This window comes from Azospirillum sp. BE72 (assembly GCF_031455875.1).
GTDB lineage: Bacteria > Pseudomonadota > Alphaproteobacteria > Azospirillales > Azospirillaceae > Azospirillum.
The window spans coordinates 17460-36389 of record NZ_JAVDTO010000015.1 but is presented as its reverse complement, the minus strand read 5'-3'; the positions used below and the strand labels follow the sequence as shown (position 1 = coordinate 36389).

The 18930-nt window shown below is 65.5% G+C and carries 19 protein-coding genes and 1 tRNA gene; 10 read left to right on the top strand and 10 right to left on the bottom strand.

Annotation, left to right across the window (positions count from 1 at the left end; translation table 11 throughout):
* Nucleotides 1–38 precede the first annotated feature (38 nt).
* From J2Y49_RS25755 to J2Y49_RS25740, 4 genes are all read left to right on the top strand, one after another.
* Complete coding sequence (locus J2Y49_RS25755; RefSeq protein WP_310118058.1) at nucleotides 39–923, top strand: glycosyltransferase; 885 nt, start codon at nucleotides 39–41, stop codon at nucleotides 921–923.
* 87 nt (nucleotides 924–1010) lie between these two features.
* Nucleotides 1011–1358 carry a hypothetical protein gene (locus J2Y49_RS25750; protein ID WP_310118056.1) on the top strand — a complete coding sequence of 116 codons (348 nt, stop codon included), beginning with the start codon at nucleotides 1011–1013 and terminating at the stop codon, nucleotides 1356–1358.
* Nucleotides 1359–1461: 103 nt separating this feature from the next.
* Complete coding sequence (locus J2Y49_RS25745) at nucleotides 1462–2619, top strand: efflux RND transporter periplasmic adaptor subunit (RefSeq protein WP_310118055.1); 1158 nt, start codon at nucleotides 1462–1464, stop codon at nucleotides 2617–2619.
* Nucleotides 2620–2623: 4 nt separating this feature from the next.
* Nucleotides 2624–5737 carry an efflux RND transporter permease subunit gene (locus J2Y49_RS25740; protein WP_310118053.1) on the top strand — a complete coding sequence of 1038 codons (3114 nt, stop codon included), beginning with the start codon at nucleotides 2624–2626 and terminating at the stop codon, nucleotides 5735–5737.
* Between the two features lie 427 nt (nucleotides 5738–6164).
* On the opposite strand, the gene J2Y49_RS25735 is transcribed toward J2Y49_RS25740, so the two are convergent.
* The 3 genes from J2Y49_RS25735 to folK all read right to left on the bottom strand — a co-directional run bounded on the left by J2Y49_RS25735 (nucleotide 6165) and on the right by folK (nucleotide 7680).
* Nucleotides 6165–6323: a hypothetical protein gene (locus J2Y49_RS25735; protein ID WP_167562495.1), complete on the bottom strand. Its 159-nt coding sequence runs from the start codon at nucleotides 6321–6323 to the stop codon at nucleotides 6165–6167.
* 309 nt (nucleotides 6324–6632) lie between these two features.
* Nucleotides 6633–7040, bottom strand: coding sequence for a hypothetical protein (locus J2Y49_RS25730; protein ID WP_310118051.1), 408 nt, complete (start codon nucleotides 7038–7040; stop codon nucleotides 6633–6635).
* Between the two features lie 118 nt (nucleotides 7041–7158).
* The gene (folK, locus tag J2Y49_RS25725; protein ID WP_310118050.1) at nucleotides 7159–7680 is read right to left on the bottom strand and encodes a 2-amino-4-hydroxy-6-hydroxymethyldihydropteridine diphosphokinase; all 522 of its coding nucleotides are present in this window, start codon (nucleotides 7678–7680) and stop codon (nucleotides 7159–7161) included.
* Nucleotides 7681–7878: 198 nt separating this feature from the next.
* Between folK and J2Y49_RS25720 the strand changes: the two genes are divergently transcribed.
* The 3 genes from J2Y49_RS25720 (at nucleotide 7879) to J2Y49_RS25710 (ending at nucleotide 9780) form a co-directional block, all read left to right on the top strand.
* Nucleotides 7879–8337 (top strand): hypothetical protein, encoded by a 459-nt coding sequence (locus J2Y49_RS25720; RefSeq protein WP_310118048.1) that lies wholly within the window; start codon nucleotides 7879–7881, stop codon nucleotides 8335–8337.
* Nucleotides 8338–8523: 186 nt separating this feature from the next.
* On the top strand, nucleotides 8524–9270 hold the full coding sequence (locus J2Y49_RS25715; RefSeq protein ID WP_310118047.1) for a carbon monoxide dehydrogenase subunit G: 747 nt from the start codon (nucleotides 8524–8526) through the stop codon (nucleotides 9268–9270).
* A 129-nt stretch (nucleotides 9271–9399) separates the two neighbouring features.
* Nucleotides 9400–9780: a cytochrome c family protein gene (locus tag J2Y49_RS25710; RefSeq protein ID WP_310118044.1), complete on the top strand. Its 381-nt coding sequence runs from the start codon at nucleotides 9400–9402 to the stop codon at nucleotides 9778–9780.
* 104 nt (nucleotides 9781–9884) lie between these two features.
* Here J2Y49_RS25710 and pepN read toward each other — a convergent pair whose 3' ends face one another.
* From pepN to J2Y49_RS25695, 3 genes are all read right to left on the bottom strand, one after another.
* Nucleotides 9885–12542: an aminopeptidase N gene (gene pepN, locus J2Y49_RS25705; protein WP_310118041.1), complete on the bottom strand. Its 2658-nt coding sequence runs from the start codon at nucleotides 12540–12542 to the stop codon at nucleotides 9885–9887.
* A 140-nt stretch (nucleotides 12543–12682) separates the two neighbouring features.
* On the bottom strand, nucleotides 12683–13300 hold the full coding sequence (locus J2Y49_RS25700; RefSeq protein WP_310118040.1) for a hypothetical protein: 618 nt from the start codon (nucleotides 13298–13300) through the stop codon (nucleotides 12683–12685).
* A 25-nt stretch (nucleotides 13301–13325) separates the two neighbouring features.
* Nucleotides 13326–13766 (bottom strand): hypothetical protein, encoded by a 441-nt coding sequence (locus J2Y49_RS25695; RefSeq protein ID WP_310118038.1) that lies wholly within the window; start codon nucleotides 13764–13766, stop codon nucleotides 13326–13328.
* A 369-nt stretch (nucleotides 13767–14135) separates the two neighbouring features.
* Between J2Y49_RS25695 and J2Y49_RS32480 the strand changes: the two genes are divergently transcribed.
* The gene (locus tag J2Y49_RS32480) at nucleotides 14136–14606 is read left to right on the top strand and encodes a DUF488 family protein (RefSeq protein ID WP_409017908.1); all 471 of its coding nucleotides are present in this window, start codon (nucleotides 14136–14138) and stop codon (nucleotides 14604–14606) included.
* 28 nt (nucleotides 14607–14634) lie between these two features.
* Nucleotides 14635–15408, top strand: coding sequence for a hypothetical protein (locus J2Y49_RS25690; protein WP_310118036.1), 774 nt, complete (start codon nucleotides 14635–14637; stop codon nucleotides 15406–15408).
* A 42-nt stretch (nucleotides 15409–15450) separates the two neighbouring features.
* On the opposite strand, the gene J2Y49_RS25685 is transcribed toward J2Y49_RS25690, so the two are convergent.
* From J2Y49_RS25685 to erpA, 4 genes are all read right to left on the bottom strand, one after another.
* Nucleotides 15451–15540: transfer RNA gene (locus tag J2Y49_RS25685), tRNA-Ser, on the bottom strand.
* A gap of 85 nt (nucleotides 15541–15625) precedes the next feature.
* Nucleotides 15626–16198 carry a hypothetical protein gene (locus J2Y49_RS25680; protein ID WP_310118034.1) on the bottom strand — a complete coding sequence of 191 codons (573 nt, stop codon included), beginning with the start codon at nucleotides 16196–16198 and terminating at the stop codon, nucleotides 15626–15628.
* 116 nt (nucleotides 16199–16314) lie between these two features.
* Complete coding sequence (xth, locus tag J2Y49_RS25675) at nucleotides 16315–17088, bottom strand: exodeoxyribonuclease III (RefSeq protein WP_310118031.1); 774 nt, start codon at nucleotides 17086–17088, stop codon at nucleotides 16315–16317.
* 48 nt (nucleotides 17089–17136) lie between these two features.
* Entirely contained in the window at nucleotides 17137–17493 is a 357-nt protein-coding gene (gene erpA / locus J2Y49_RS25670) for an iron-sulfur cluster insertion protein ErpA (protein WP_194912237.1), read from the bottom strand.
* Between the two features lie 192 nt (nucleotides 17494–17685).
* Between erpA and J2Y49_RS25665 the strand changes: the two genes are divergently transcribed.
* Complete coding sequence (locus J2Y49_RS25665; protein ID WP_310118029.1) at nucleotides 17686–18885, top strand: deoxyguanosinetriphosphate triphosphohydrolase; 1200 nt, start codon at nucleotides 17686–17688, stop codon at nucleotides 18883–18885.
* Nucleotides 18886–18930 lie beyond the last annotated feature (45 nt).

Genomic DNA, 18930 nt, shown 5'->3' with positions numbered 1-18930 from the left:
GCAGCCAAAATCGCCCGGGCAGGAGCGGGGGCGGCGGAATGCACGGAACTGGAACGGGGCAGGGCTGGCTCGACGACGGTTCGACGGGCGTTTCGGTGATCATCGCCGCCCACCGCGCCCACGACACCATCGTCCGGGCGGTGCAAAGCCTGCTGGACCAGGATTGGACGGCTTGGGAGGCGGTGGTCGTCAGCGACGACGGTACCGACTACCGCCCGACCCTGCAGGCCGCCGGGATCGACGATCCGCGGCTGATTTTTACCGGCACCGGCCGGGTGGGCGCCGGGGCGCCCGCCGCCCGCAATGCCGGGCTGGCGGTGGCGCGGCTGGCGCTGGTGGCGCCGCTGGACGCCGACGACCGGTTCCGCCCCGGACGCCTTTCCGCCCTGGCGCCGCTGGCTCTCGCCCAAGGTGCGGCCTTCGACAATGTCGCCGTGGTGCGCGACGAGGACGATTCGCCGCTGCTGCGCCTGTACGAGGAGGGTCAGGCCCCGGCGCGGCTGGATGGCGAGGGGTTCCTGGCGACCTCCGTGCCGATGTTCCCGGTGGTGCGGCGCGATCTGGTGCCGGCTTGGGACGAGGATGTGAATTTCTGCGACGACGTGGTGTTCAATGTCCGGGTGCTCGACGCCGCTGGTCCGGTGCCGCTGGTGGCGACGCCTTTCTACGAATACCGCCAGCGCGCCGGATCCATCACTTTCTCCGCCGACAGCGGAGAGCGGGCGGAGCGTTGCTACCGCCATGTGCTGGACCGGCTGGCCGGCGACGGGCTGGGCATCCGGGACGAGGCACTGCGCCGCCGGTTCATGCAAGCCATCGCCGCCAAGCGCGCCCGAAACGCGGCATACGAGGCCGCCTTCAGGGCAGGACGCTGCGCCAATTTCCAGGAGTTCCTGGCGTTGGGAGAGGGGGTAAACCCTTAATCGCCAAGCTCCCGCTGGTTTTGCTTTACCATTTTGTGTCAGCCTTGGTGCGTCGCACACCGCCGGACCGGACAAGGGGTAAACCCCATGAGCGCCCCGACCTGCTGCCTCGCCCGCATTCCCGCCAGTGGCAAATTCTGGCTGAAGAACGCGTTGGTTCATGACGCCCTGCGCGACATCAGGATCGAAGATGGACGTGTCCGGGCGCTGGTTCCGGCCGGCGAGTCGCCCTGCTGCGCGCCGGGGCTGGACCTTGAGGGCGGCGAGGTCCGCCGGATGGACGATGGCGGAGCGGTGGCGGCCGGCGATCCCGCCGATCTGTGGGTGACGCTGTGCGGCGGACGGACGGTCCCGATGCGGGCGGGCAGGCTTGACAATGCCGACCGTCGGGATGTGGCGGCCATAAACGGTCCGGCGGACGGTTCGGATCGTTGAACCTTCTCGACATCGGATGTGAACTGAACGATATAGTTCAGTTTGCCTCGCGCGCTTTTCGGTTGCGCTGCGGCAAGGTGAAACTCGTCCGGGTCCCGGTCCCATGCGCCACACGCTTCGCATCGCTGCTCTTCTCGTCCTGGCGACTCTCGCCGGTGGGGCCTACTGGTACTTCGTGAAGCAGGGCGGCAGCGTCGCCGGGCTGACTGCGATGGTGAACGGCGCGGTGTCCGGCGGTGCGCCGGCCGCCGGCGGTGCATCGGGGGGAGGCAAGCCGCCGGGCGGCGCACCGCCGATGCCGGTGGAGGCCGTCCCCGTGCGCATCGGCACGGTGGAGCGGACCGTCACCGCAGTCGGATCGCTGCTGTCCAATGAATCGGTGGTGATCCGGCCGGAGATCGCCGGCCGCATCAGCGAGATCGCCTTCAAGGAGGGGCAGCGCGTCGCAAAGGGCAGCGTGCTGGTCCGGCTGGACGACGCCATCGCCCGCGCCACGCTGGCCCAGGCCCAGGCGAGCATCGCCTTCTCCCGCGCCGAGCTGTCGCGCGCCGACCAGCTGGTCCGCCAGAACACCGGCCCCCTGCGCAACCGCGAACAGGCCTCCGCCAAGCTGCTGGCCGACGAGGCGGCGGTGCAGCTGGCCAAGGCGCAGCTCGACAAGCAGGTGATCACCGCGCCCTTCGATGGGGTGCTGGGCCTGCGCAAGGTGTCGGTCGGCGACTTCGTCCAGGCCGGCAAGGACATCGTGAACCTGGAGGACATCGATACGCTGAAGCTGGATTTCCGCGTGCCAGAGATGTTCCTGCCGGCGGTGAAGGTCGGCCAGACGGTGAAGGTGGCGGTGGATGCCTTCGGCGGGCGCGGCTTCGACGGCACCGTCTATGCCATCGACCCGCTGGTGGACGTGAACGGCCGCGCGCTGGCGATCCGCGCTCGCGTGCCGAATCCCGACGGCGCGCTGCGTCCCGGCCTGTTCGCCCGCGTGTCGCTGACGCTGACCACCGTTCCCGACGCCGTGCTGGTGCCGGAACAGGCCATCGTCGCCTTCGGCAAGGACCAGTTCGTCTTCAAGGTGGTGGACGGCAAGGTGGCCCAGACCAGGGTCGTGCTGGGCGAGCGCCGCAATGCGGAGGTGGAGATCGCCAAGGGGCTCGCCCCCGGCGACATGGTGGTGACCGCCGGCCAGCTGAAGATCCGCGACGGCGCGGCCGTCGCCGTGGTGCCGGCCAAGCCGGCGGCCAACAAGTCGACGGGGAGCTGAGGCGATGGTCCTCTCAGACATCTCGATCCGCCGCCCGGTGCTGGCGACGGTGATGAGCCTCGCCCTGATGCTGATCGGCATCGTGTCGTACCAGCGCCTGTCAGTGCGCGAATATCCCAAGATCGACGAGCCGGTCGTCACGGTGGAGACGACCTACAAGGGCGCCTCGGCCCAGATCATCGAAAGCCAGGTGACGCAGACGCTGGAGGACAGCCTCGCCGGGATCGAGGGCATCGACGTGATGTCCTCGATCAGCCGGGCGGAGAAATCGCAGATCACCCTGCGCTTCCGGCTGGACCGCAATGTCGATGTCGCCGCCAGCGACGTGCGTGACCGGGTGGGCCGCGTCCGCGCCGCCCTGCCGTCTGAGATCGACGAGCCGGTCATCGCCAAGGTGGAGGCCGACGCCCAGCCGATCATCTATCTCGCCTTCTCCTCCGACCGGCATTCGCCGCTGGAGGTGACGGATTTTGCCGACCGCTACGTCAAGGACCGGTTGCAGAACCTGCCCGGCGTCGCCCAGGTCCGCATCTTCGGCGAGCGCCGCTTCGCCATGCGGCTGTGGCTCGACCCGCAGCGGATGGCCGCCTACCGGGTGACGCCGCAGGATGTCGAGAACGCTCTGCGCCGGCAGAATGTCGAAATCCCGGCCGGCCGCGTGGAAAGCGTGGCGCGCGAGTTCACCGTGGTTTCGGAAACCGACCTGCGCAGCCCGGCCGAGTTCGAGAACATCATCCTGCGCGACGATTCGGGCTATCTGGTCCGCCTGCGCGATGTCGGCCGGGCGGAGCTGGGGGCGCTGGACGAGCGGGTCAGCGCCCGCTTCAACGGCCGCGGCGCCGTCGCCATCGGCGTGGTGAAGCAATCCACCGCCAACCCGCTGGACGTGTCGAAGGCGGTCAACGACGCGCTGCCGAAGATCCGCGCCGCGGTGCCCGACGGCATGGGGGTGGATGTCGGTTACGACAGCTCCGTCTTCATCGCCAAGTCGATCGATGCGGTGTTCCACACCATCTTCGAAGCGATCATCCTGGTCGTTCTGGTGATCTTCTTCTTCCTGCGCTCGCTGCGGGCGACGCTGGTGCCGCTGGTGACAATCCCGGTGTCGCTGATCGGCGGCTTCGCCCTGATGTACGCCTTCGGCTTCTCCATCAACACGCTGACCCTGCTGTCGATGGTGCTGGCCATCGGCCTCGTCGTCGACGACGCCATCGTCATGCTGGAGAACATCTTCCGCTATGTGGAGGAGGGGATGCCCCCCTTCCAGGCGGCGCTGAAGGGGTCGCGCGAGATCGGCTTCGCCGTCATCGCCATGACGATCACGCTGGCGGCGGTCTATGCGCCCATCGGCTTCATGACCGGCCGGACCGGGCGGCTGTTCACCGAATTCGCGCTGACGCTGGCCGGTGCGGTCATCGTGTCGGGCTTCGTGGCGCTGACCCTGTCGCCGATGATGTGCTCCAAGCTGCTGAAGCACGAGACCAAGCACGGCATCCTCTACCGCGCCATCGAACGCTTTCTGGAGGGGATGACCAACGGCTACCGCAGCCTGCTGCGCCTGTCGCTGCGGGCGCGGCCGCTGGTGCTGCTGATCGGCTTCGGCGTCGCGGCGGCGAGCTATGGCCTGTTCACCGGGCTGAAGTCGGAGTTGGCGCCGGTGGAGGACCGCGGCACCATCGTCGGCATCGCCATCGCGCCGGAAGGCTCCACGCTGGACTACACCATGGGCTATGCCCAGCAGATGGAGGCACTGTTCCGGCAAATCCCGGTGCTGGAGAAGTTCTTCGTCGTCGTCGGATTTCCCGTGGTCAACCAGGGCATCGCCTTTGTCCGCCTGATCGACTGGGATCTGCGCGACGTGAAGCAGCAGGCGATCACCGCCCAGCTGTTCCCCAAGATGTTCGGCATCCCCGGCATCATGGGCTTCGTCACCAACCCGCCGTCGCTGGGCCAGAGCCCGACCGAGAAGCCGGTGAACTTCGTCATCCAGACCTCTCTGCCCTTCGAGGAACTGCAGGCGATGGTCAACGCCATGATGGCGGAGGCCCGCAACTTTCCCGGACTGGTCAACCTCGACACCGATCTGAAGCTGAACAAACCGGAACTGAAGGTGTCGCTGGACCGCGACAAGGCGGCCGACCTGGGTGTGGACGTCGATACCGTGGGCCGCACGCTGGAAACCCTGCTGGGCGGCCGGCAGGTGACGCGCTTCAAGAAGGACGGCAAGCAGTATGACGTGATCGTCCAGGTCGCCAACATCGACCGCCGCAACCCGGACGACATCGCCGGCATCTATGTCCGCGGCGGCACCAGCGCCACCGGGGGAGCCGGGCAGATGATCTCGCTCGCCAATCTGGTGAAGGTCGAGGAGCGGGTCGCGCCGAAGGAGCTGAACCACTTCAACAAGCTGCGCTCCGCCACGATCACCGCCACGCTGGCGCCGGGGACCTCGCTGGGCGAGGCGCTGGGGGTGATGCAGGCGGCGGCGAACAAGGTGCTGCCGGCCACCGCCCAGACCGACTATGCCGGGCAGAGCCGCGAGTTCCGCGAATCGGCGACCGGGCTCTATTTCGTTTTCGTGCTGGCGCTGGCCTTCATCTATCTGGTGCTGGCCGCGCAGTTCGAGAGCTTCATCGACCCCTTCGTCATCATGCTGACCGTGCCGCTGTCGATGACCGGCGCGCTGGCGGCGCTGCAGATGAGCGGCGGGACCATGAACGTCTACAGCCAGATCGGCCTCGTCACCCTGGTCGGCCTGATCACCAAGCACGGCATCCTGATCGTGGAGTTCGCCAACCAGCTCCAGCGCGCCGGCACCGACATCCGCAAGGCGGTGGAGGAGGCGGCCGTCCTGCGCCTGCGCCCGATCCTGATGACCACCGGCGCCATGGTGCTGGGGGCCCTGCCGCTGGCCTATGCCGAGGGCGCGGGCGCGGAAAGCCGGCAGGCCATCGGCGCCGTGATCGTCGGCGGCATGACGCTGGGCACGCTGCTGACCCTGTTCGTCGTGCCGACGGTCTACAGTTATCTTGCCCGCAAGAGGCCGATGCAGGATGAGGGGGAAGGAGTGGGCGTAGCGCATGGCGCGGCCCATCCGCCCGCCCATCCGGCCGAGTGAGGAGCCTTGCGCCATGGCGAGCATGCGCTCCGTTCTGGAGGGCTGAGCGCGGCAGGCTTTTGGGCGTCACTTTTCCATCGTCTTCCCCGCGAAGTCGGGGATCCAGGGAACTCCGCGTGTAAGCTGCTGAGCCGGCCATCATGCGGTCCGTCGTCCATATGCAGAAACGCAAAGCGCCGCCGGACCGGACTTCATGCCGGTTCGGCGGCGCTTTGCGTTAGGGGTGATCCCTGCTGGGAGGGACCTGTCGGATGGCCGAGATTGTTTGGAAAGGGATCCAGCCGACATGTTCTGGCCGGGCGGCCAGTGACCGGTTCCATCCGACAGGGGCCGACAGGGGCCGAGGGGCGGGAAGGCCGCCTTGCTCTTCGCCTGCCTGCCCTTCGCCTGCGCGATCGTCAGGCGGTTGGGTCAGGAAGAGGCAGGGTCAGGCGGCGAGCCGCTGCTCCTGTACTCGTCGGCTCCGACGAAGGCGTTCGAACAGCTGCTGGATGCTGTCGGGGCTGATCCCATCGCGCGCCATCACGGCGATCACGATCGGATCCGCAAGCAATTCGGAAAGGGTCGGCGTCGTGTTCCGGTCCATGCGTCCCTCCCTTTTGGTCCGGCTTCCGATCACCGTGGCCGTCCCGGAAGGGGGATCGGCGGACGGTCGAAGCCGGCAATGGCGATTGGCCTAATCCCTGCTGCGCGCTCGTCTCGGCTTTCGGCATCCGGATGGCCGCCGGGGATATAGCCCCTTTGATCCGGATTGTGCGTTGAAAATACAATATGGCGACCATACCGCAGCCGGAGTGGTATTGTCACCCGTCCTTTTGTCAATCAGCGCTATATCTTTCCGTGAGTCAGTAATGGTTGGCGCCGCCACCGGTCGGCGGACCATCGGCGTTACTGTTCACCCCTGTCCCGGACGGTCCCGCGTCAGGCTTGCCCCGGCGGAGGGGCCGCCGGAGTCGGGTGCGGGAATCGTAACATCCGCCTGGACCCGGCGGACTTTCGCATGGGACAGGCAAAGCTCCGCGGCGCGGTCGGCCAGATAGTCCGGACCGGGTATATCGGATTCGGCACAAAGACGGCGCAAGTCTTCGACGATGTCCTCGTAAGACATCACGGCGGCGATGTCGTCGGGAAAGCCGGGGCCGGGATGGGTGACGGTCAGCGTCAGGTCGAAGGACACCAGCGGCCGGTCGGCGCGGCCGGCGATGGCGACCGGCGCGGCGAAGCCGCGCACCAGGATGGTGTAGGTGAGCGGCGCGCCGCCCGGCTGGACCATGACGGCCCGTTTTGCGCTATCGTCCGACAACACACTCTCCCGGCCGGCGGCCCGCCACCGGCATTGCATTCAGGCCGGCACTATAAGCGGTGCCGCCGCCGCTTGCCACCGCACTCGGTCGGCGGCGGAGGGGCAGGTTTCCCTTGGATCAGAGCCCTTCGGCGATCCGCAGCACGGTCTCGCGCCCCGGCACCTCGTCGCGCAGCGCATCGATGCGGCGGTTCAGCACCGGATGCAGGACGTCGGCGGCGATGTCCGCCAGCGGGCAGAGGACGAAGGCGCGCTCCGCCATGCGGGGGTGGGGGATTTCCAGGTCCGGTTCACTCAGCACCCGGTCGGCATAGAGCAGGATGTCGATATCGATGGGACGCGGTCCGAAGCGAAGCCCGCCCTGATCGCGGCCCAGCGTCGATTCGATCCCCTTGAGGAAACGCAGCAGCGCCTGAGGGTCCAATTGCGTGGTGCCGCGCACCGCCATGTTGAGGAAGGCCGGCTGGTCCGTCACGTACATCGGCGCCGTCTCGTAGAGCGCCGACTGCGCATCGATCTCCACCGCCTCGCCCAGCCGACGGATCGCCTCGGCCAGATTGGCGGCGCGGTCGCCCATGTTGCCGCCCAGCGCCAGATGGACGGTGACGGGAGAGGAGGAGGTAGGCGTAAGCTCGGCCATGGCGTCGGCGGTCCTGATGTGCTGGGATGGGCGGGTGGCGGAACTCCTAGCAAATCTCCGCCCGCCCGTCATGCCGCCCGTCATGCGGGGGGCGTCCGCTCCTTCGGGGAACGGACGGGCGGCGGCGGGGTTTCAGCATCATATCAACCGGTTGAGATGAACCCGGCAATGACACGATATCCTGGTGGAGGACGAGACATGGGCCGCGTACGGAGCATGGGCGCTGCGGTGATCCTTCTCGGCGGCACGGCCGCCATCCTTGCGGGCTGCGCCACCGGCCCCGATCCCGAAGTGGCGCGGCGCGCCCAGACCGCCATGATCGGCATGCCGAAGGCCGATCTGCTGGCCTGCGCCGGCGTGCCGGACCGTCAGGCGATGGCGTCGGGCCGGGAATACTACACCTATGTGGCGCGCCCGACGGCCGCCTACAGCCCCGGCAGCAGCATCGGCATCGGCGCCGGCAGCTTCGGCGGCAGCGGCGGCGTGGGGCTCGGCCTCGGCTTCGGGGTGCCGGTCGGCGGCAGCACCACGTCCGGATGCGAGGCGACGGTGGTGGTCGGCCCGCGCGGCACGGTGGAGCAGGTCAGCTACCCCGCGGGCGCCTCGCTGTCGGCCTGCACGCCGATCGTCAGCAACTGCATGGCGCCGCGCGGCTGACGGCATGTCGCGGCGAGGCTTCGCGCCCATAAGACTTAGAGACGAGGCGGTCGGGGCTGTCGCGGCGCCGTCCGATCCCGTATTCTCGACATGAACCCCGGCCCCGGAAACTCCGGCCATGGCCGGGGACCGACGGCCGCAAAGGGCCGCATCAGGGTTGGCATAGGGTTGGAGGAACCACGAACCATGGATATGAGCGGAAGCCACCGGATCGAGGCCAACCGCGAGGCGGTGTGGGCGGCGCTGAACGATCCCGACATCCTGCGCCAGTGCATCCCCGGCTGCGAGGAGGTGGTCCGGCAGTCCGACACCGAGATGACCGCCAAGGTCGTCGCCAAGGTCGGTCCGGTCAGCGCCAAATTCGCCGGCAAGGTCACGCTGTCGGACCTCGACCCGCCCAATGGCTACACCATCTCCGGCGAGGGATCGGGCGGAGCCGCCGGTTTCGGCAAGGGCGGCGCCACCGTGACGCTGTCCGACGACGGCGGGGCCACCCTGCTGACCTACACCGCCAAGGCCCAGGTCGGCGGCAAGCTGGCGCAGATCGGATCGCGGCTGGTCGACGCCACCGCCCGCAAGATGGCGGAGGAGTTCTTCGCCCGCTTCACCCAGATCGTCGGACCGGCGCCGGCCGAAGCGGCTCCGGCGGTGACGCCCACGGTCGCAGCCGAACCGGTTGGCGCCAAACCGGCCGTCCGGCCGGCCGTCTACTCCGACACCACGACAACGGCCGCGACCTCCGCGTCGAAACCCGCCACCCGCATGGCGGAGCCGCCGCCGGAGATCCCGCTGCCTCTGCCGGCCGGGCTCGGCAGTGGGCTTGGCAACCGGATCGGGGGTGCGATCGGCGGTGGAAGCGGCGGTTTCTACGTTCCGTGGGCTGCACTGCTTTTGGTTGTGGTGCTGCTCGCGTCGCTTGCTTTGATTCACTAGTGTGACAGATTGTTCATTGGTCGTACGGCCATATCAAAGGGGTTTGACGTACCCCTGGAATGTGTATGCTGCCGCGCGATTCCGGTCGGCGCCGTCGGCCGGTCGATCCATCGGAAGGGAAGCCGAAGTATGAAGAAGCTGTTGATGGGCGTAGCCACCCTGGCCGCGATCGTGACGGGTGCCGGTGCCGCGCAGGCCGCCGATGCCGCCGCCGGCAAGGATGTCTTCAAGGTTTGCATGGCCTGCCACACCACCGAGCAGGGCAAGAACAAGGTCGGTCCGTCGCTGCACGGCGTCGTCGGCCGTCCGGCCGCCGCGGTCGATGGTTTCAAGTATTCGGGCCCGATGAAGGAAAAGGCCGCCGGCGGCCTGACCTGGACCGCTGAGAACCTGGACGCCTACATCAAGGCCCCGAAGGAAATCGTCCCGGGCGGCACCATGGCCTTCGCCGGCCTGAAGGACGACGCCAAGCGTGCCGACCTGATCGCCTTCCTGGCCGAGCAGAAGTAAGACCGCGCATCCCGGCCCAGCCGGGAGCCGCGGACGGCGAAAAGGGCCGGAGGCATAGCCTCCGGCCCTTTGTGTATATGCGTCCGGTCCTTTGGTGCCGAGTCTCAGCCGGCAGCGGCCAAACTCTTGCTCGCCACCTCGTAGACGTCGGGCGACAGACCCGCAGTGGCGACGATCCGTTCCAATTCGGCCTTCATCACGGCCTGACGGGCCGCGTCATAGCGCCGCAGGCGGGAGAAGGGGCCCATCAGACGGGCCGCAACCTGCGGATTCATCGGGTCGAGGCGAAGCACCTGATCGGCGAGGAAGCGGTATCCGGCTCCACTCCGGTCGTGGAAGCGGACCGGGTTGCCGTTGGCGAAACCGCCGATCAGCGCATAGACCTTGTTGGGGTTCCGGATCTCGAACGCGTGGTGGCCGAGCAGGGCCGTCACCCGGTCCAGCGTGTCGGCGCGGTGCGACATCGCCTGCACGCTGAACCACTTGTCGACCACCAGCGCCTCGCCCTTCCAGCGCTCGTAGAAGTCCGCCAGCGCCTTGTCGCCTTCCGGCGAGGTGGCGTTTGACAGGAACTGCAGCGCCGCGATCTCGTCGGTCATGCCCTTGGCACTGCGGTATTGGGTCAGGCACAGCTCCAGCGCCTCCGAATCCTCCAGCGCCATCAGGTAGGCGAGGCAGAGGTTCTTCAGCGCCCGCTTGCCGATCGCATCGGCATCGACGGAGAAGGGCTCCTGGCTGCTGTTGCGGCGGTAGAGGTCGAGGAACTGCGCCCGCAGGCGGCCGGCCAGCGTCTTGCGCGCGAATTCCCGCACCGTGTGGATGGCATCGGGATCGACCACCGCCATCTGGGTGCCGAGATAGGCCTCCGTCGGCAGAACCAGCGCCTGCGCGGCGAAGGCCGGGTCGCGGCCGGCATCGGCCAGGATCCGGGCGAAGGCGTCCGCATAGCCCTCCGGCAGCACCGGATCGCGCCCGGCCTGCCGGTCGGCGACGAGGTTCAGCAGGATGCGGGTGCCCAGGATCTGCCCGGCCTCCCACCGATTGAAGGCGTCGCTGTCGTGCGCCATCAGGAAGGTCAGGTCGTCGTCGGTCAGGTCGGTCTTCAGCTTCACCGGGGCGGAGAAGCCGCGCAGCAGCGACGGCACCGGCCGGGCCGGGATGTCGTGGAAGGTGAAGCTCTGGCTTTCCGCCGTGACGTGCAGGATGCGGCTGGTGCCGTCCGCCGCCTCCTCGCCATCAAGACGCAGGGGCAGGTCCTGCCCGTCGGGGCCGAGCAGGCCGACCACCAGCGGGATGTGCATCGGCTGCTTGGTCGGCTGGCCCGGCGTCGGCGGGACCGTCTGCTTGACCGTCAGGGTGAAGGTCTTGGCCGCCGTGTCATGGCTGCCGGCGATGTCCAGCTCCGGCGTGCCGGCCTGCCGGTACCACAGTTGGAACTGGGTCAGGTCGACGCCGCTGGCATCGGCCATGGCCGCGACGAAATCGTCGCAGGTGACCGCCTGACCGTCATGACGCTGGAAATACAGATCGGTGCCCTTGCGGTACTTCTCCGCTCCCAGCAGGGTGTGGATCATGCGGATGACTTCCGCACCCTTGTTGTAGACGGTGGGGGTGTAGAAGTTGTTGATCTCGACATAGCTGTCCGGGCGCACCGGATGGGCCATGGCGCCGGCATCCTCCTGGAACTGCACGGTGCGCAGGCCCTGGACATCGGCGATGCGCTTCACCGCGCGGGAATGCATGTCTGACGAGAATTCCTGGTCGCGGAAGACGGTCAGCCCTTCCTTCAGCGACAGCTGGAACCAGTCGCGGCAGGTGACGCGGTTGCCGGTCCAGTTGTGGAAATACTCGTGCGCGACCACCGCCTCGATGTTGAGGAAATCGGTGTCGGTCGCGGTTTCCGGCTTGGCCAGGATGTATTTGGTGTTGAAGACGTTGAGCGACTTGTTTTCCATCGCCCCCATGTTGAAGTCGCCGACCGCGACGATGTTGAAGATGTCCAGGTCGTATTCCAGGCCATAGACCTCTTCATCCCAGCGCATCGACTTGATCAGCGAGCGCATGGCGTGGTCGATCTTGTCCTCGTTCCCCGGTTCCACATAGATGCGCAGGGTGACGTCACGGCCCGAGGCGGTGCGGAACCGGTCCTCGCCATGGACGAGGCTGCCGGCGACCAGCGCGAACAGGTAGCAGGGCTTGGGGAAGGGATCCTCCCAGCGCGCCCAGTGGCGCCCGCCCTCCAGATCTCCCGACGCGGCGAGGTTGCCGTTGGACAGCAGCACCGGGTAGCGCGCCTTGTCCGCGGTGATGGTGGTGCTGTAGCGCGCCATCACGTCCGGCCGGTCGATGAAATAGGTGATCTTGCGGAAGCCTTCCGCCTCGCACTGGGTGCAGAAGTTGCCGGAGGACTTGTAGAGCCCTTCCAGCGCGGTGTTCTCCTGCGGCTTGATGCGGACGATGGTCTCCAGCGTGTAGCTGTCCGGCACTTCCAGCACGATCAGGTGATCGGGCGTGACGGTGAACTCGTCCGGCCCCAGCGTCCGCCCGTCCAGCGCCACCGACACCAGATCCAGCCTCTGCCCGTCGAGCGACAGCGGCTCCGTCGCCGCCTCCGGACGGTCTGGGTTGCGGCGGATCGCCAGCACCGTGCGGACGGTGGTGACATCCTCCCCCAGGTCGACGAACAGGTCGACCGTGTCGATCAGATGCGCCGGCGGGCGATAGTCCTGAAGCCGGATGGCCTTCGGCGTGCCTTTGTCCATGTGCCTTGTCTCTGGTCTGTGTCTGTCTTGCGGAACAAGCCGTTCGGGACAGGTCCGAGGGACAAGGACTGTAGCAAGGCGGCGGCGGGCTGTCTTGAGTGGGAATGGGGGTGGAGCCGGAGGATGCCCGGCGGGATTTTCTACCGCTTGACCTGAGCGACCTTCAGCAGGGTGAAGGCGCCCATCTGGTCGATGTATTGCTGATAGAAGAAGCGCCATTTCTTGCCGTTGCGCACGCCCACCAGCGTGACCTTCACCGCATCGGTGCCCGGCACATTCATGTATTGCGACTTGTGCAGGGTGGTGGCGTGCATGCGCATGCCCTGGCGCAGCCCGGCCTCGTCGATTCGTCCCTGAGCGGTCTGCAGATTGCCGTGCGAGGCGGAGAAGGTGCCGCCGCCATGGTCGCTGAAGCCGAAGGAGCAGCCGTCCATCGTCGGTGTGAACATCACGTCGGCCTCGTCCTCCAGCACGACGAGATGCTTGAAATCCTGGTCGTAGGGCAGCCAGTAGGCTTTCCAGCTTCCCGGCTGGTTGCCCTGGTCGTACCGCACCGACCAGACATCGGCATTCTTGGTGGTGAACTGGGAAATGATACCGGTCCCCTTGCGGGTGCAGGTCATGCCGTCGTCGCTGAGCGTGAAGCTCTTGACGCCGCCGACGCGGTAATTGGGCTGGTAGGACTGATACTGGATCCAGATCAGGTTGTTCTTGAGGAAGCTTTCCGGATTCGCGACCAGATCGGCGATGTTGGGCATGGGGGTGTGCTCCTTGCGCGGCGGATCAGACGATGCCGAAGACGGGCCGCTTGAACCCTGCCACGGTTTCGTTGCCGGCCAGGAACCAGTAGGGCTTCATGACCGCAAACTGCTGGTTGTCGTCGCGCAGCAGCACATAGGCGCAATAGACGGTCCCATCATCCGGCCGCAGGAAGGCCGCGATCCATGGATTCTGCTTGGTGCCGATATGGGCCGCGTGCCCTAGCTTGCGGGTGATGTCGTTGCGGTAGCCGACCAGCGTCGCCGCATGTCCCTGACGGAAGGGCAGTGCGGCAAGTTCCTGATAGTTCTGGAGAATCCGTGGGTTGCCGTCGCCTTCCTCGGCATACCACTGCGCCACTTCCATGTAGTCGTTGGCTCGCGCGTTCGCCCGGTCGTAGCGCGCCTGCTTCTGCCGGTCGGTATGGCCGGCGGCGGTCTTCTTCAGAAAGCTGATCAGTCCCATCGTTCGCTCCTCCCCCTGTCTCGAACGGGACGCTAGCAGAGCAACCGGGGAGGCGCAAAAGGGTGGGGGTCATATGATGGTATGCGGTTTGGGGGTGCGCTGATCCGAGGCTTCAACGATTGTTGGGGTTTCGAATTATCTGCTGGGCGCTTCCAGTTTATGGCCGAACCGAACAGGGCACGTTTGCTCTGGTGTTACAACGGCGCGCTCATTCTTCTGATTCCCTCCACATCTGTGCCTTGTTGATCCATAGGCGGAAAACGATACCCTCAGACTCCCATATTGCTCTAAAAACCCATTTCGGTAAATTTCCGGCTTCGGCGTCGTGCGTATAGGCGCGGAAGTGGCGATGAAGCGCATCTGGCAAATATGGTGGGGCAAGTGACAGCTAATACATTGTTTACGATCGGCTATGAGGGTGCGGTCGTAGATGACTTCATAGCTACCTTGCTTAAGGTTGGCGTCCAGACTGTTATCGATATTCGGGATATCCCCGTGTCGCGTCGTCGCGGTTTTTCAAAGTCATCGTTGTCGCAACACTGTGTGGACCAGGGGCTGACATATGTTCACCTACGTCCCCTCGGCGATCCGAAAGAGGGGCGGGAGGCGGCGAGAGCCGGCCGTTATGAACAGTTCCATACGATCTTTTCGACGCACCTCAGCACGCTCGGCGCGCAGAGTGCGTTGAGTGAAGCGATCAAGATTGCAAGTGATAGCGTCTCTTGCCTACTATGCTACGAGCGGGATCACCGTTTTTGCCACCGTAACATTGTGGCGGGTGAGATGAGGAAGCTCGGGGCATTCACCTTGAGGCACATCGGAGTGCCGCAGGGAAAATAGCAGCCGAGCCCAATTCTGGGGACAGCTAATGGTGGAAAGTGATTTAAAGTCAGGGGAAGCAGAGGCGATTGTTTTAATAAAAGCCGCGCCACAGGTGGGCCTCAAACATGGCGAGACAGTTTGTTGCGCGGCTTTGGATGTCTATGGAAAGTGGCTAAGACTTTATCCGGTCTCATTTAGGTATTTAGATCAAGGTAAAAAGTTTTCGCGTTGGGATCGAATTCGCTTTCGTTGGCGGCTTCCGAATGATGATCGTCGTTTAGAGTCACGTAGAGTTGATCAAGATACTTTGTCTATTGTTGGTAGCTTGAAGCAGTCTGAACGGCAAAGCTTTTTGGATCGAGCAATCGTTACCAGTTTAGATCGCGAGCGGGAGGCGGGCCGCAGTCTTGCCCTTTTAAAAGTCGAAGTACGTGACTTCCGGTACCAAAAGAAGACTATTGATGAATTTCTAACAGAAAAGGCGAAATTTGAAAGTCTGCGGGCTCAGAGGGACATGTTTAATAGCAAAAATTTGATTCCATACGAACCGTGCCCTTATCGGTTTAAATACCGGTATAAAACTGACGATGGAGATCGTGAGGGAACGTGTCAAGATTGGGAAATTGAAGCCACTTTTTACCGATGGTCGAGAGAATATGGCGAGAAGGCGGCTCTCGAAATGATGCAGAAGACCTTTGGCGAAGACTACCCTCTTAAAGGCATGCTTCTAGCCATGGGAACACATTCGGTTTACCCGGACCGTTGGCTTATCAACGGGGTGATTCGTTTGGATCATATACAGCAGTTAAGTTTGCTTTAAAGGCAAAGCACTGCTTCAAAACCGCTCCTGTTTCGGTTGGCATGGCGGAAGAGGTGGGATTCGAACCCACGGTAGGCTTACACCTACGACGGTTTTCAAGACCGTTGCCTTAAACCACTCGGCCACTCTTCCCCAGGCCCACGGGAGTAGCGAATGCGTCGCGGTGGGTCAAGTGTCGCGCGCAGTCTGCTGCGATTTGCCCGTCAGTTGCGGCCCATCAGTTGCGAATGGGGCGGCCCAGCGTGCGCAGGCGGCGGGTCGGTTTGGGTGGGCTGGGGCTGTCGGAGAAGTCGGGCAGGCTGGGGGCGCGGGCGATGGTCCTGCGAATCAGGTCGGCGGTGGCGTCCAGATCCTCCAGAACCTCCGGCGCCACGCGGTCGGCGTAGCGGGGGCTCAGCAGGCGGGTGCGGGTCTGGTCGATACTGCGCAGTTCCGGTTCGAACAGCTCGCGCGCGCCGATCGGCAGAACCTGATCCTGGCGCATGCCGGAGAAGTAATTGCGCATCGCCCGCACCAGCATGCGGGTCAACAGCAGGTCCATCCGTTCGAACTCGGCGCGCAGATCGGTCAGGCGCGACTCGTCGACGCCCTGCAGGCGCTCCTCGGTCAGGGCGAACAGGGCGCGGATTTCCTCCACCTTGCGGCGGAAGTCGAGGAAGGAGGCGAAACGGTCGTCGCCCATGTCGCGCTGGGCCCGTTCCGCAAGCCGCGATGCCTCGGTCGCCTGACGTTCAAGCGCCGCCAGCAGCCCCTTTACTTCTTCCCGGCCGTTGTCGCGCCCCCACGCCATGCCGCCCTACGCTCCCACTGTGACCGTGGCGGCCGGTTGTCATGCCGGCCGCGCAGTCATCTTAGAAGCGAGAGTTTTAACAAAATGCTGTTGTTACGCAGATTCCACGGGCGCGGTCACACGTCGCGCAGTTCCAGGATGACCGCGGTGTGGTCCGACGCCTTTTCTAAGCCGCGCGGTCCGCGGTCGATGGTGCAGCCGGCCAGACGGTCGGCGGCCTGCGGCGACAGCAGGAAATGGTCGATGCGCAGGCCGTTGTCGCGCGGCCAGCTGCCGGCCTGATAATCCCAGAAGGTATAGGCGTGGTCGTCGTCATGCAGGGCGCGGTAGGCCTCGGTCAGCCCGAGGTTCAGCAGGGCACGGAACTTGGCCCGCGATTCCGGGCGGAACAGAGCATCGCCGGCGAAGGCCTGCGGCGAGAACACGTCGCGCGCCTCGGGGATGATGTTGTAGTCGCCGCCCAGCACCACTGGGATTTCCTGTGCCAGCAGGGTCCGGGCATGGTCGTACAGCCGGTCCATCCAGCGCAGCTTGTAGGCGAACTTCTCGCCCGGCACCGGGTTGCCGTTGGGCAGATAGAGCGAGGCGATGCGCACGCCGGCCACGGTCGCTTCGACATAGCGGGCCTGCTCGTCCTCCGGCTCGCCGGGCAGGCGGGTCAGCACGTCTTCGGCCGGAGCCTTCGACAGCATTGCTACGCCGTTGTAGGCCTTCTGCCCGACGGCATTGACATGGTAGCCGAGGTCTTCGAACGCCGCGGTGGGGAAAGCGGCGGTTTCGCATTTGATTTCCTGGAAGAGCACGACGTCGGGGGAAGTCGTGCGCAGCCAGTCGATGATCAGCGGAAGGCGGGCCTTCGCGGAGTTGACGTTCCAGGTGGCGATCTTCACGAAACAGGCCTGCCTTTTCTTCTTTATCTTTGGCTTCAGACGGCGGTCTTAGACCGCGAAGGAGTTGCCGCAGCCGCAGGACGCGCTGGCGTTCGGGTTCTTGATCTGGAAGGCGGCGCCCATCAGGTCCTCGACATAATCCAGCGTGGCGCCGGCCAGAAGGTCGAGCGAAGCGTCGTCGGTGACCACCTTGGTGCCGTCCTTCTCGAAGACATGGTCCTCGTCGGTCGCGGTCTCGTCGAAGGTGAAGCCGTACTGGAAGCCGGAGCAGCCGCCGCCGGACACGGTCAGGCGCAGCATCAGCTTCGGATTGCCCTCCTGCTCGATCAGGAAGGCGACGCGCTTGGCCGCACTCTCGCTGACGGCGAGGACGCGGGCTTCGGTGGGCAGTGCGGTATCGGGCATGGGGTGGCCCCTTTGGTGCGATGCGGGAGTTGCCACAAATGTAAGTGGGAACGCACCTCACGTCAAAGTATGGGCACGGTTGCGCCAAACCGTTGCGCTTCTGGCACGCTCGTTTGCACCCTGGCCTTGGGGCTGGGGCATAGCACGCCTTCGCCGTTGCACCCGCGTCCCCCCGCCGGTAGTGTCCGCCCTATGACGGCGGACTGTTTTCACGATCGGCTGGCTTCCTATGCCTGCAACCCGGCGGACACGCGCGGGCGGCTGGTGGCGGAGCCGGAAAGCCCGACGCGCTCGTGCTTCCAGCGCGACCGCGACCGCATCGTGCATTCCGGCGCCTTCCGCCGGCTGAAGCACAAGACCCAGGTCTTCGTCTATCACGAGGGCGACTATTACCGCACCCGGCTGACCCACAGCCTGGAGGTGGCGCAGATCGCCCGCTCCATCAGCCGCACGCTGTCGCTGAACGAGGATCTGGCGGAGGCGGTGGCGCTGGCCCATGACCTTGGCCACACCCCCTTTGGCCATGCCGGGGAAGAGGCGCTGAACGCCTGCATGGAGCCCTATGGCGGATTCGCCCACAACGACCAGACCCTGCGCATCCTGACGCGGCTGGAGCGGCGCTATGCCGAGTTCGACGGGCTGAACCTGACCTGGGAAGCGTTGGAAGGGGTGGTCAAGCACAATGGACCGCTTCTGCCGCTTCTGCCGGGTTTCCGCCTGCCCACCACCATCGCCGCCTTCCAGGGCGAGTGGGATCTGGAACTGCAGACCAATCCGGGCGCCGAGGCGCAGGTGGCGGCGCTGGCCGACGACATCGCCTACAACAACCACGACATCGACGACGGCCTGCGCGCCGGCCTGTTCATGGTCGAGGAGGTGGCGGAGCTGCCCCTGGTCGGCCCGATCATCCGCGAGGTCTGCGACCGCTATCCGGGGCTGGAGCGCTCCCGCCTGATCCACGAGACGGTGCGGCGAATGATCAACGCCATGGTGGTCGATCTGGTGACGGAAACCCGGCGGCGGCTGGCGGAGCACAAGCCGGGAAGCGCCGCCGAACTGCGCGCCCTGCCGGTGGCGATGGTCAGCTTCTCCGACGGGATGCTGGAGGCGCAGGGGCCCTTGCGCGCCTTCCTGCGCCAGCGCATGTACCGGCACTATCGCGTGAACCGCGAGATGAGCAAGTGCAAGCGCGTGGTGCGCGCCCTGTTCCAGCTGTTCATGGACGAGCCGAACACATTGCCGACCGAATGGCAGCGCGATATCGCCAAGCATGGCGGCGACGCCGATCTTGCGGTGCGCGCCCGCCATGTGGCCGATTACATCGCCGGCATGACCGACCGCTATGCGCTGGCCGAACACGACCGGCTGTTCGACCTGCATGTAAAAACCTGACGCGTGAAGACCTGAGCCGGCTAGGCTCCTGCGACCTCCTGAAAA